This window comes from Frateuria aurantia DSM 6220 (assembly GCF_000242255.2).
GTDB classification, from domain to species: domain Bacteria; phylum Pseudomonadota; class Gammaproteobacteria; order Xanthomonadales; family Rhodanobacteraceae; genus Frateuria; species Frateuria aurantia.
Genome location: NC_017033.1, coordinates 3,393,934 through 3,405,938, shown reverse-complemented (window position 1 = coordinate 3,405,938; position 12,005 = coordinate 3,393,934). Strand labels below are relative to the sequence as shown.

Annotated in this window: 14 protein-coding genes; 7 read left to right on the top strand and 7 right to left on the bottom strand. The window is 62.8% G+C overall.

Annotation, left to right across the window (positions count from 1 at the left end; translation table 11 throughout):
- The first annotated feature begins 7 nt into the window (after positions 1-7).
- The 5 genes from FRAAU_RS15475 to FRAAU_RS15460 all read left to right on the top strand — a co-directional run bounded on the left by FRAAU_RS15475 (position 8) and on the right by FRAAU_RS15460 (position 3,847).
- Entirely contained in the window at positions 8-922 is a 915-nt protein-coding gene (locus tag FRAAU_RS15475) for a LysR family transcriptional regulator (RefSeq protein ID WP_014404461.1), read from the top strand.
- A gap of 522 nt (positions 923-1,444) precedes the next feature.
- On the top strand, positions 1,445-1,936 hold the full coding sequence (locus tag FRAAU_RS17040) for a T6SS effector amidase Tae4 family protein (protein WP_014404460.1): 492 nt from the start codon (positions 1,445-1,447) through the stop codon (positions 1,934-1,936).
- Positions 1,933-2,331: a T6SS amidase immunity protein Tai4 family protein gene (locus FRAAU_RS15470; RefSeq protein ID WP_014404459.1), complete on the top strand. Its 399-nt coding sequence runs from the start codon at positions 1,933-1,935 to the stop codon at positions 2,329-2,331. Before FRAAU_RS17040 ends, FRAAU_RS15470 begins: the two co-directional genes overlap by 4 nt.
- 629 nt (positions 2,332-2,960) lie before the next feature.
- Positions 2,961-3,452, top strand: coding sequence for a T6SS effector amidase Tae4 family protein (locus FRAAU_RS15465; protein ID WP_014404457.1), 492 nt, complete (start codon positions 2,961-2,963; stop codon positions 3,450-3,452).
- Positions 3,449-3,847, top strand: a complete 399-nt coding sequence (locus FRAAU_RS15460; protein WP_014404456.1) for a type VI secretion system amidase immunity protein Tai4 — start codon at positions 3,449-3,451, stop codon at positions 3,845-3,847. The genes FRAAU_RS15465 and FRAAU_RS15460 overlap by 4 nt, the downstream gene beginning before the upstream one ends.
- Before the next feature lie 249 nt (positions 3,848-4,096).
- Here FRAAU_RS15460 and FRAAU_RS15455 read toward each other — a convergent pair whose 3' ends face one another.
- Together FRAAU_RS15455 and FRAAU_RS15450 are read right to left on the bottom strand one after the other, a co-directional pair.
- On the bottom strand, positions 4,097-4,417 hold the full coding sequence (locus FRAAU_RS15455) for a hypothetical protein (RefSeq protein ID WP_041270634.1): 321 nt from the start codon (positions 4,415-4,417) through the stop codon (positions 4,097-4,099).
- 216 nt (positions 4,418-4,633) lie between these two features.
- Complete coding sequence (locus FRAAU_RS15450; RefSeq protein ID WP_217176234.1) at positions 4,634-5,632, bottom strand: LysR family transcriptional regulator; 999 nt, start codon at positions 5,630-5,632, stop codon at positions 4,634-4,636.
- 84 nt (positions 5,633-5,716) lie between these two features.
- Here FRAAU_RS15450 and FRAAU_RS15445 point away from each other — a divergent pair, with 84 nt between their 5' ends.
- Together FRAAU_RS15445 and FRAAU_RS15440 are read left to right on the top strand one after the other, a co-directional pair.
- A complete protein-coding gene (locus FRAAU_RS15445; protein WP_014404454.1) occupies positions 5,717-6,547 on the top strand; it encodes an SDR family NAD(P)-dependent oxidoreductase in 831 nt (276 codons plus the stop codon).
- A 349-nt stretch (positions 6,548-6,896) separates the two neighbouring features.
- Positions 6,897-7,616, top strand: a complete 720-nt coding sequence (locus tag FRAAU_RS15440) for an MgtC/SapB family protein (protein WP_014404453.1) — start codon at positions 6,897-6,899, stop codon at positions 7,614-7,616.
- Positions 7,617-7,692: 76 nt separating this feature from the next.
- On the opposite strand, the gene FRAAU_RS15435 is transcribed toward FRAAU_RS15440, so the two are convergent.
- From FRAAU_RS15435 to FRAAU_RS15415, 5 genes are all read right to left on the bottom strand, one after another.
- Complete coding sequence (locus FRAAU_RS15435) at positions 7,693-8,424, bottom strand: energy transducer TonB (RefSeq protein WP_014404452.1); 732 nt, start codon at positions 8,422-8,424, stop codon at positions 7,693-7,695.
- On the bottom strand, positions 8,421-8,837 hold the full coding sequence (gene exbD, locus FRAAU_RS15430) for a TonB system transport protein ExbD (protein WP_014404451.1): 417 nt from the start codon (positions 8,835-8,837) through the stop codon (positions 8,421-8,423). Before exbD ends, FRAAU_RS15435 begins: the two co-directional genes overlap by 4 nt.
- Positions 8,834-9,556 carry a tonB-system energizer ExbB gene (exbB, locus tag FRAAU_RS15425; RefSeq protein WP_014404450.1) on the bottom strand — a complete coding sequence of 241 codons (723 nt, stop codon included), beginning with the start codon at positions 9,554-9,556 and terminating at the stop codon, positions 8,834-8,836. The genes exbD and exbB overlap by 4 nt, the downstream gene beginning before the upstream one ends.
- 133 nt (positions 9,557-9,689) lie before the next feature.
- The gene (locus FRAAU_RS15420; RefSeq protein WP_041271244.1) at positions 9,690-11,105 is read right to left on the bottom strand and encodes a surface lipoprotein assembly modifier; all 1,416 of its coding nucleotides are present in this window, start codon (positions 11,103-11,105) and stop codon (positions 9,690-9,692) included.
- Between the two features lie 93 nt (positions 11,106-11,198).
- Entirely contained in the window at positions 11,199-11,984 is a 786-nt protein-coding gene (locus tag FRAAU_RS15415; protein ID WP_014404448.1) for a Slam-dependent surface lipoprotein, read from the bottom strand.
- Positions 11,985-12,005: the final 21 nt, after the last annotated feature.

The following is a 12,005-nucleotide window of genomic DNA, read 5'->3' as shown; positions in this document are numbered from 1 at the left end:
TGCAGAAATGACGACCAAGCTTCCTGATTTCGAAGGCCTGGCCTTGTTTGCCAAGGTGGCCGAGGCACATTCCTATGCCGGTGCAGCCCGTGAGCTGGGCTTGTCGGTGGCCACCGTCTCGCGTGCCGTGACCCGGCTGGAGCAGCGACTGGGCGGCCGCGTGTTCAACCGCAGCTCCCGCCAATTGGCCTTGACCGCCCTGGGTGAGAGCCTGCTGGAGCCGGCGACGCGGGTCTATCGACAGGCGGAAGCGGCCGAGGCCGGAGCCCGGGAGCAATCGGCGCTGCCTCGCGGCGCGATCCGCCTCGCAGTGCCGATGAGCTTCGGGGTGCGCTGGCTGGCCCCCTTGCTGCCCGAATTTCTGCGCCGTTACCCGCAGATATCCGTTGATCTGCATCTGTCCGATGCGGTGGTCGATCTGGTCGCCGAGGGCCTGGATGCGGCGCTGCGTATCGCCGTGCTGCCGGATTCCTCGCTGGCGGCCCGCAAGCTCTGCGATGTGACGCGATTCACGGTAGCGGCACCGGCGTATCTGGAACGTCATGGCATTCCCCTTCACCCGCAGGACCTCGATCCGCGCCACTGCCTGGGCTATGCCTACCGGGCCCGCAGCGATGCCTGGCGTTTTCGTCGCGGCGAAGAAGAGGTCGTGATCCGGCCCCAGGGACCCCTGCGAGCCACCAACGCCGAAGCCCTGCTGCCCTGGCTTCTGGCTGGCGAGGCGGTGGCCGAGTTGCCTGAATTTATGGCCGGAACCTATCTGCATGACGGCCGTCTGCAAGCCATTCTGCGTGATTGGGACCAGGGTTCCGGTGCGCTGTATTTCGTGACACCGACCTTGCGTCAGCGTCCGGCCAAGATCGAAGTGCTGGGCGCCTATCTCTACGAACAGCTGTCGGCTCCGGGCTGGCGCTGGCCTTGATCTGGAGGGCGATATCGGCTCGGGCAAGCGGACATTTCGCTGACCGATCTGTCTGCCTTCGCGGGATCCTGTTGATGCGTAGAGCGGGGGCGCTTTATCCGGAGAGCGTCCTAGACCTGGCCTGGATGGCGAGCCGACAGTCCGGATATCGACCGAAACCTGATCGAGGGTGCGAGCAGGTCTGATGGTTGGCAGGGAGATCGGAAGCATTGCGGTCACGGTACCATCGCGATGGATTCACCTCTTGCCGATGGACACAGCTCATGCCTGGATGGACCATCATGCATGGATGGCTTGCCGTCCATCGATGATATCCACCATCCGCTGAGTGAAAGAAGTCATGGCAAGGATATGGATGGCACGTTCCAGACCCGTCGGCCCAGGCATCACGCGTCCCCTCAGGCAATGATCGATGTCCTTTCGCCATGACGAGATGTTGTGGCTGGATATGAAAGCAAAACCTGTGCTTTTGTGGCATCGAAGCAGGGCGGATCAGGTATTTTCTCAAGGATGAGGTGGCCTATGGCCTTGGTGCGCCCCAGTTTTGCAGCGGCATGGAACCGGTTCAAGGAGATCCATCTTCCCGTTGCGGAAGTCGGCCGAAAGATCGGTGGCTATGTGCAGGTCAATATTGCAAGCGGCGATTTCCGGAATGCTTGTCCGCTACGGATGAGTTATGTGCTCAATGACTGCGGCCTTCGCGTCCCACCACCTGGCCGATACCACGCTGTCAGTGGCAGTGATCACCGCTGGTATATGTACAGGGTGATGGAAATGAAAGACTTCCTGATATGGGCCTTCGGTCCTGCCGAGGTTCAAATTTCCACACCATCCGCTCAGGGATTTCTTGGCCGGCGGGGTATCTTGTTGTTCGAGGGTCAAGGTTGGAGCGATGCGCGTGGTCATGTGAGCTTGTGGTCAGGCCGTGCTTGTGCGGATGAGTGTCACTTCGTCGGTCACAGTGGCAATGGTTCATTTATGCCAACCCAGGCCTGCCTGTGGGAGTTGGCATGAAACGCTTGTCCATGCTGGCAACCATGCTTTTATGCACTGCCGCCGCGGCCAAGGATGGGCCTGAATCCTTGCGCGAGGTCGATACGTTCTCGCAGGCCCAGATGTATACGCACTGGATCGAGAATCGCTGTATTGGCCGACTCGATTACGGCAAGACCTTGACGGATGATGCCTATAAAAGTGCGGCGGCGTGGCTGCAATTTGGCAATCTTCCGATCGAAGCCTACAACGATGGTGATGCCGTGATTGATCGCTATCTCAAGGTAAAACTGAGCGGCTCGGTACCGGGCGAATTCAGGGTACTGCAATGCACGCTGATCGCGGCGAGCCCTGATGTAAAGCGGCTTTACAACAAATACGAAGCCATGGCCCGCAAGATGGGTGCCAAGCCTTGACCATAGTCAGCGGAGAGGGCTAAAGGAGCGGGTATCGGTCAGTGCGCATAATGACTGGATCGCCTAAATCCATGTGTCAGGAGGCCCTTCGCCAACAAGTCAAGCATGCTGGCGGGTGATATTGGCTCGGGCAAGCGGATACTTTGCTGACCGATCTGTCTGCCTTCGCGGGATCCTGTTGATGCGTAGAGCGGGGGCGCTTTATCCGGAGAGCATCCCAGACCTGGCCTGGATGGCGAGCCGACAGTCCGGATATCGACCGAAACCTGATCGAGGGTGCGAGCAGGTCTGATGGTTGGCAGGGAGATCGGAAGCATTGCGGTCACGGTACCATCGCGATGGATTCACCTCTTGCCGATGGACACAGCTCATGCCTGGATGGACCATCATGCATGGATGGCTTGCCGTCCATCGATGATATCCACCATCCGCTGAGTGAAAGAAGTCATGGCAAGGATATGGATGGCACGTTCCAGACCCGTCGGCCCAGGCATCACGCGTCCCCTCAGGCAATGATCGATGTCCTTTCGCCATGACGAGATGTTGTGGCTGGATATGAAAGCAAAACCTGTGCTTTTGTGGCATCGAAGCAGGGCGGATCAGGTATTTTCTCAAGGATGAGGTGGCCTATGGCCTTGGTGCGCCCCAGTTTTGCAGCGGCATGGAACCGGTTCAAGGAGATCCATCTTCCCGTTGCGGAAGTCGGCCGAAAGATCGGTGGCTATGTGCAGGTCAATATTGCAAGCGGCGATTTCCGGAATGCTTGTCCGCTACGGATGAGTTATGTGCTCAATGACTGCGGCCTTCGCGTCCCACCACCTGGCCGATACCACGCTGTCAGTGGCAGTGATCACCGCTGGTATATGTACAGGGTGATGGAAATGAAAGACTTCCTGATATGGGCCTTCGGTCCTGCCGAGGTCCGGGTTTCCACACCATCCGCTCAGGGATTTTTTGGCCGGCGGGGGATCTTGTTGTTCGAGGGCGATGGTTGGGGAAATGCCCGTGGTCATGTGACCTTGTGGTCAGGCCGTGCTTGTGCGGATGAATGCCATTTCGTCGGTCACAGTGGCAATGGTTCATTTATGCCAACCCAGGCCTGCCTGTGGGAGTTGGCATGAAACGCTTGTCCATGCTGGCAACCATGCTTTTATGCACTGCCGCCGCGGCCAAGGACGGGCCTGAATCCTTGCGCGAGGTCGATACGTTCTCGCAGGCCAAGATGTATACGCACTGGATCGAGAATCGCTGCATTGGCAAGCTGGCTTACGGCAAAGCCCTGACCGATGATGCTTTCAACAGCGCTTCGGCGTGGCTGGAGTTCGGGGACCTTCCGATCGAAGCCTACAACGATGGCGATGCCGTGATTGATCGCTATCTCAAGGTAAAACTGAGCGACTCGGTACCGGGCACATTCAGGGTACTGCAATGCACGCTGATCGCGGCGAGCCCTGATGTAAAGCGGCTTTACAACAAATACGAAGCCATGGCCCGCAAGATGGGTGCCAAGCCTTGACCCTAGTTGTTGGATGGACCGCCAGAAGAACGGATATCTGGCAGCGCGAATGATGGCTGTGCCGCAACAATCGCTGTCGCAGGACAGCGACTCAAGTCAGCGTGGATGCACGTGCAGGGGCGAAGGGCCGTGGCATGCCATCCATGCGTGCTGCCCTGTCGGTCGGGCTTGACGAATATCGCGAATGCGGCTGTGGCCGCGCTCTTGGCTGTGACGGTGGATTTCCCGTGCACGCAGTGCAGGCGCACTTCAGCCGCGAGGCATCAACCGTGCCAGAGCATCGACGCTACGCCCGGCGCTTATGACTTTTTCGCGTGCAGCTGCATGGATGGGCTGATCGGCGTAGTGCATGCCCAGCATCCACCAGGCTTGACCGAAGATCATTCCCAGCCATAGGCCGGCCGCATGGCTTTGTGTCCAGCAGGTGGCTGCCACGATCATGCCGACAACAAGCACGGTCCAGCACTGCCAGTGTCGACGCAAGCTCTGCTGCATGCCTTGCGCGACGATATCCCTGGCCACGGCTGGAGGCAGTTGATAGCTTGCAGCAAGCTTTTTTGCATCGAGCATGCGGGTCTCCCGGCCTGTGGATGGATCCTTTAAGAAGTCTAGCACCGGCTCTTCCAGAGCGGCAAGCGCGTTTGGAGGATCAGCGGCCGGGTGGTTTGCCCACGGTTTGAGCAGGGTTGGTGTTGTCGCCCTGCTGAGTTATGGGGCTCAGGCCGTCACGGCCTGACTTCGGCTTTCGTCTGCAGAGGACTTTGCTCGGATCTAGCCGATATGCGGTCAGGCCGGACTACCTGATGGCGATGATGCCGCCGGGCTAGGCATGTCATCCGCGTTCCCGGACGTCTGTGCGTAGTGGCGCACCGTATCGATAAAGGCCCGTAATGCCGGAGCCATCTGGCGTTGCCTGGGGTAGCACAGATGGATGCCCGGGAAGGTTTCGCACCATGGTTCCAGCAGGGACTGCAGGCGGCCGGCCTGCAGGTGCGCGTGCACGGACTCTTCCGCGCAAAAGGCAATACCGATGCCCTGCAATGCCGCCTGGATGGCCAGCGACTTGTCGTTGACGATCAGCGGGCCGCCGGTCCGGACTTCAAACCAGCGCCCATTCTCGCAGAACTCCCAGTCGTAGGGGTGTTGCCGGCCCGGCCAGCGCCAGCGCACGCATGGGTGCAGCAGCAGATCGCCGGGCGTCTCGGGTGCCCCATGGGCTGCAATATAGGCGGGCGTGGCCACCGCGATCTGGCGCATGGGCGGTCCCAGCGGGATGGCGACCATATCCTGTTCGATCAGTTCACCCAGCCGCATCGACAGATCGAAGCCGCCTCCCACGAGGTCGATGGTTTCATCGTCCAGACTGATGTCCAGCATGATCTCGGGGTGGCTGGCCAGAAATGGAGCCAGCATGGGTTCGATATAGCGGCGGGAGGCCGAGCGGGTGGCGTGCACCCGGACCGTACCGGCGGGCCGTCCCTGGCGCGCCTGGACCTGCTGCATGGCCTCGCTCAGTCCTCTGATGGCCGGGGTAATCTGCTGCAGCAACTGTTCCCCTTCGGGGGTCAGCGAGACCTTGCGGGTGGTACGGCGCAGCAGGGTGGTGCCCAGGGAGTGTTCCAGCTGGCGAATGGTTTGACTCAAGGCCGAGGGGCTTACCGCCAGCGACTCGGCGGCTCGGCTGAAGTTCAGGGCTTCGGCTACGGCGGCAAAGGCGCGCAATTGGCCGTAATCGGAAGGAGGCAGAGAGCTGGGCATGCCGTTGAGGATAAGACTATTAAGCACGGCTAACAAGATCAATTAAATTTGTCGCCATTATCTTTTCCGGAGGCAGGAATTACCTTATTGAGAACTTTGAGGAGAGCTTGCATGGCCACGTGGCTGATAACTGGAATTTCGCGAGGTTTGGGGCTGGCACTGGCCCAGGAACGACTTGATCGGGGTGATACGGTGATTGGCACGGTGCGCCAGGGCGCACCCGCACTGCAGGTCGGCGCGGGTACCTTGCATCTGCTGCAGGCGGATCTGGCGGACCCGGCGGCCGCGCTGGACGTGGTGCGGGAAGCCTATACGCGGACGCAGGTGATCGATGTCATCGTCAACAATGCCGGCTACGGTCTGCTGGGTGCGCTGGAAACCTCTACGGACGAGGAAATGCGTCAGCTGTTCGAAGTCGATGTGTTTGCGCCGATCCGTCTGATCCGCGCGGCGTTGCCGCATCTGCGTGTGCAGGGTCATGGCCATATCGTCAATGTGACTTCGATTGCGGGGCGGGCGCCCGGCATCGGCTCGGCGCTGTATTGCGCGGCGAAGGGGGCGTTGGAAAGCTTGTCGGCAGCGCTGGCGCTGGAAGTTGCACCGCTGGGCATCAAGATCACCGCCGTGGCGCCGGGGGCTTTCCGTACCGATTTCCTGTCCGAGCATTCCATTCGCCGCAGCGATCAGGAGGATGCGGCCTATGCCGCGACCATCGGCACCAGCCAGTCGGCATTCAAGGCGGGACATGGGCGGCAGGCCGGTGACCCGGTGGCGGCTGCGCGGGCGATCAGCGAGGCGGTGGCCAGTGCCACGCCACCTCTGCATCTGCTGCTGGGCAGCGATGCATTGCATCGGGCCCGGGTCAAGCTGGACAGTGTCGCCAGCGAGATGGACAGCTGGCAGGTACTGACCCGCAGCACGGACTTTGCAGCGCAATCCTGACCGGCCTGATCACGCCGTTCCTGCCGCCATCATGATGCAAGGGAAGGCTCGCCGCCGCCGACTGCGGTGATTGCACGGCGGCGGCCCAGGTGCGGGATGCCCGGTCCGGATGTTGCAACGGACGTCCATCGACTCCGCTGAATTGAGCGGATTCATAAGCGGCCCGCGCCAGATACCATCTTCAGCCTGTCTGCGGTCGCAACGGGTCGGGGCCGATGGCATCGGCACCGACAGGATTGCGGCGGCTTGTGTGGGGCTGTCGGAGTGTGGGCCGGCCGACCCGGATTTGACCCGGCCATGCGGCAGGTTGTAAGTCTGGACGCTGGATCCCGCTGCAGCAGGTATCGCGATGACCGGTGGATGGCAGGGCTGGATGGAGCCGCACGGCGAAAGCCTGGTGCAGTTGGGCGAGCTGGTACTGGCCCTGGTACTGAGCTCGTTGATCGGGCTGGAGCGCGAATTCCGGCTGAAGAGTGCCGGGCTGCGGACACATGCACTGGTCGGCCTGTCCTCGGCGCTGATCATGATCGTGTCCAAATATGGCTTCGGTGATGTGGTGCAGGTGGGTTCGGTGATTCTTGATCCGTCCCGCATCGCCGCGCAGATCGTGTCCGGCATCGGCTTTATCGGTGGCGGCCTGATCTTCGTGCAGCGCGATACGGTACGCGGCCTGACCACGGCAGCCATCATCTGGCTATGTGCGGCGGTCGGCATGGCCGCCGGTGCCGGCCTGCCATGGCTGGCGGTGTTTGCCACCGCCCTGCATTTCTGTGTGGTGTATGGCTATACCGTGCTGACCCGTTCGTTGTGGTCCTCTCAGCTGGAGCTGGTGGTGGATTATCTGCCGGGCAAGAACGCCGTACAGACGGTGATCGAACTCTGTACCGGGCGAGGCTATGTCGTGCATCAGTTGGCGGTGCAGTCGCAGAAGGCGGATGACGAGGCGACGGCGTCGGTGAGGGTGCAACTCAGTGGCCGGGCCCAGGTCGCGCCTTTGCTGGTGGCCCTGGGCGATGTGAAGGGGGTGCTGCAGGTCCGGCTGACGCCGATGGAGTCCTTGGTGCATTGACGGTCAGCGATGATGCGTGCAGCAGTGAAATCCTTCCGGCCAGTCGAGACCGGTGTCGATGCCGGGATCCCCGGCCTCAGCGCAGAAAAAACCTTACCGGAAGCTGCACCATCACCGGATCGCCGGGCAGTTCCGGCGGTGGCGGAGGCAGCGGGCTGGCCCGCCGCAAGGTGGCCAGCGCTTCCTGATCCAGCAGGCGATGACCGGACACCTGCTGGATCTGCGAATCGGCGACCCGGCCCTGGCGGTCGACGGCAAAGCGCAGCCAGACCACGCCTTGCTGGTGCGATCGCTCGGCCTGGCGCGGATAGCGTCGATACTGTTTCAGACGGCCGAGCAGCAGGCTCTGCCAGTCGGCCCGTTGCCGGGCCGTGGCTCCGGCCTGATTGGCGGCGGCAGCATAGCGGTCTGAGGCGGCTGCCGCCACGGCGGCCGGGGCGGTGGCTTGTGCCGTCGGCCGTGAGTGGGTTGATGCGACCGGATCCATGACGCGGGTCCTGGCGGGCCGTGGCGGCGCGGCCACGGCATCGGCGCGAGGAGATCTGGGCCGTGGCGGCGGTGTCCTGGGGCGTGGCTGGCTTTGACTGGCGGCGCTGGCCTGCTGTCTGGGGCCGATGGCACGCTGGCTGGGCGGTGCCGGCGGCGCCGTGGGACGCAGTGCCGCCTCCACGGCAATGGCTTCCATCGGCTGGGCCGGTGGTGGCAGGACAGTGTTCCGTACCGGCCACAGCAGCCATTCGCCGATCAGCGCGAAGCCGGCCAGCACGATGCCGGCACTGACGGTCCAGGGGCGCAGGTCGGTGTTCACTCCGGCGGCTCCTGCAGTCCGACCAGAGCCAGACGCGGATAGCCGGCATCGCGCAAGGCATTCATGGCCTGCATCAATTGCTCGTAGGCCAGCAGGCGGTCGCCGCGCAGCAGGATCCGGCGCTGGTGATCGCCCTGGGTGTGACGCTCCAGCGCCGGTCCGAGATGCTCGCGAGCCACCGCTTCCTCATCCAGCGTCCAATGTCCCCGGGCATCGATGCTGAGATAGACGGGCCTGTCATCACGCTGGCTGGCCGCCGCATTGCTGGTCGGCAGCGCCACGGGCGCATCCACGGTGGCCAGCGGCGCGGCCACCATGAAGATGATCAGCAGCACCAGCATCACGTCGATAAAGGGGGTGACATTGATCTCGTGGGCCAGTTCCAGCTCGCCATCGTCCAGTGACAGGCTCATGCGTGGACCTCCTGCAGGGGCGAGGGTCGGGGTGGGATGGCCCGCAGCGGAAACGGGGCCGGCCGATCCAGATCACGGGACAGCAGTTCCTGCAGCCGTGCCGACAGATCGGACAGCTCGGCGCGCAGGCTGGCCAGCAGCCGGCTGAAGTGGTTGTAGATCACCACCGCCGGAATCGCCGCCGCCAGACCGAAGGCGGTGGCCAGCAGGGCTTCGGCGATGCCGGGGGCGACCACGGCCAGGTTGGTGGTGTGGGCGCGGGCAATGCCGGTGAAGCTGTTCATGATGCCCCATACCGTGCCGAACAGGCCGACGAACGGTGCCACGGAGGCGATCGTGGCCAATACGCCGATGCCTTGCTGGCGTTGTCGCAGCCAGTGGCGTTCCAGGCCGGCCAGTCGCGAAGCTGCGCGTTCCTTGATGCCCGCGGCGGCCAGACCGCTGGAATGGCTGCGCTCGCTCCATACGGCCTGCAACAGGGGCTGCAGCAGGCCGGGCGGGGCTGACTCGATAGCGGGCAGGCAGGTCAGCGGCTGCAGAAAACTTGTCGCTGCCCGCAGTCGGCGGCGCTGGCGGCAGATCTCCCAGCTCTTGGCCAGGAGGATGGTCCAGCTGATAAACACGGCCAGCAACAGCAGGCCCATCACGGTCTGTACCACCGGATTGGCCTGACGCAGCATGGATGCAAGGTCGATACTGGAAGAAGGCAGTGACGGCATCGGATCACCTTGGCGATGGTATGGAGTCCAGCAAGGCCCGCCGTTGTCCATGCGAGGGCAGGGCGGGAGGGGTGCAGGTGGCGGGATCGGCGGCCTGTGGTCGGAGCCGGGCGGGGCCCGGTTTCCGGCTTGCTCAAAACGGTCGTTGCAGACGCAGACTGATCTGGCGTCGTTGATAGCTGTACAGCCAGTCCACATTGCTGCGTATCTCGCTGATCTGGGCGACCAGGCTGGGATAGATCCCGAACAGCGACCAGCGAGGCAGGCTGGCGATCAGGATCAGATTCCGTTCCAGATCATGGCGTCGTTGTGCCAGCATGGGATTGAAGGCGGCGTAGTCGCGCTCGCGGACGGAAGCCATCAGATACAGGCTGAACTGGTTCTCCAGACTGTAGACGGCACCCAGTCGTGCGCCACGCTGCATGAAACCCTGAGCCGGGTCGCGTGCCTGCTTGTCGACCAGGTCCAGCCCACCCAGCAGCAGCCAGTGCTGGCCGACAGCGCGCGACACGGTGACAAAGCCGTCCTCCAGATGGCCGTCGAAATCACGGTAGCCGAACATGGGATAACGGAAACGCTTGTGATCGGCTTCCAGCTTCAGCAGCCAGGACGAAGCAAAGCCGTGGCTCCATTCGCCATGCAGGCCCCAGGCCCGATAGAGCAGACCGCTGCCATAGCTGCCGGCATCGAAGCCGGGGGCCAGCATCCAGGTGTCGTGGCCGTTGCGGTACTGGTAGCCGATCTGGTTGAGGCTGTTCAGCTGATGGTAGCGGGTATGGCCGGGATACAGGCTGCCCATCAGCAGGCTGCGCAAGTAGATATTGTGCGGACCCGACAACGGTTGCTGGCGAAACAGGCTGGCCTCGATATCCAGACCGGTGGCTGCGATGGCGGCGGGCATGCGCCGATGGATGATGCAGTTGCCCGCGCCGTCGATCCACAGGCAGGTCTGGCTGGCCTGGGCCTGGTTGATATTGTCATTGTAGCCGGGGCCTAGAGCGAAGCTGCCTTGCCAGCTGTGTCGTCGTCGCAAGGCCTGCAGAAACAGCTGTACGGTATGGCGGATGCCGTCGGCCTTGGCCGTTGAGGGCAGCGCGGCGGCAATCTGCCGGAACTGGGTTGCGGCTGCCTGATCCCGCTGGTTCTCGAACAGGACCCGGGCCAATTCCAGCTGGCCGGGCAGAAAATCCGGCTGCAAGGCCAGCAGGGCGCGGTATTCGCGCTCTGCCTGACGCAGATGTCCCTTGTGGCGGGCCAGCCCGCCGCGAGCATAATGCAGCAGCATCGGGTCAGCGCCGGGCATGCTGGCATAGCGCCGCAGAAAGCGCTGCACGTCAGGCCATTGCTGCCGGCCCAGTGCGATATAGATGGCCTGGCCTATCTCGCTGACGGTATGTGCCACGCTGTAGTCACGACCATCCACGGTCAGGGTATCCGTATCCTCCAGCAAGGCACGATCTCGGCTGGCGGACCGGCGCTGGCCGGACTGGTTCAGCCGCAGCTGGTTGTCCTCGACGGTCTGGGCCTGGCCCAGTTCCGGGATAACCATCAGCATCGTCAGCCACACGATAAGGGACAGGAGGCGGCGAGCCGCTTCCTGTCCCGGTCCTGCAGATCTTGCACGTTTGCGCATCAGCCAGCCTTATTGCCTGCTGCCGCCAAAGGCGGTGTCATGCTGATGGGCCTGATCGAAGGCCACGATACCGGCCAGGGCTGCTGCATTGGCACCGAAGAAGCTGCCGGACACGGCACCCTGGCTGGCTACGGTGGCACCGGCCACGCTGGCACTGCCTTGATTGCCGCTGATCGCCGCACCATCAATCCTGGCGGTGCCGATATCCACGGCATAGTTGCCATTGGACAGCGAGCCCGTCAGCTGATGGGCGCCGAAGTCGGCGGCAAAGGTACCGGCCAGGGCGCCACGGTTGGCATAGTCGCTGATGCCTTGCACCGCATAAGTGGCGGTACCGGTGGCGGGCACAGTGGTACCGGCGTGGTCACCCACGTAATAACTGGTATGGGTACCGTCGCTGGCACTGGCGCTTTGCGACCACTCGCCATAATAGACGTCCGCATTGCTGACCTTGGCGAAATGGAAGGAGCCAAGGCTGTCATGGCTGGGTGGCGCGCCGGGCGGCGGGGTGGGGCTTTCCAGCGCCAGGGTGGTGACGCCGGCGGCATCAGTCTGGCCATAACGGACCAGACCGGCGAAGTCGACCAGCTTGCTGGCATCAGTGGACTGCACGCCGATACCGGGGGCCCCGGAGTGGTGGGGACCGCCATTGACGGTGGATTCTCCAACCCGGATGAGGTCTCGTTCGTTCGGTCGACTGGTCACGCCGCTGATCGAGCTTTGAGCCTGGGCTCCTGCGGCCAGCAACAGCCCCAGGGTCAGCAGGCCGAGTCGGGTATTGAGTTTGTGGTTCATGATAAAGCTCCTTTGCTGAGT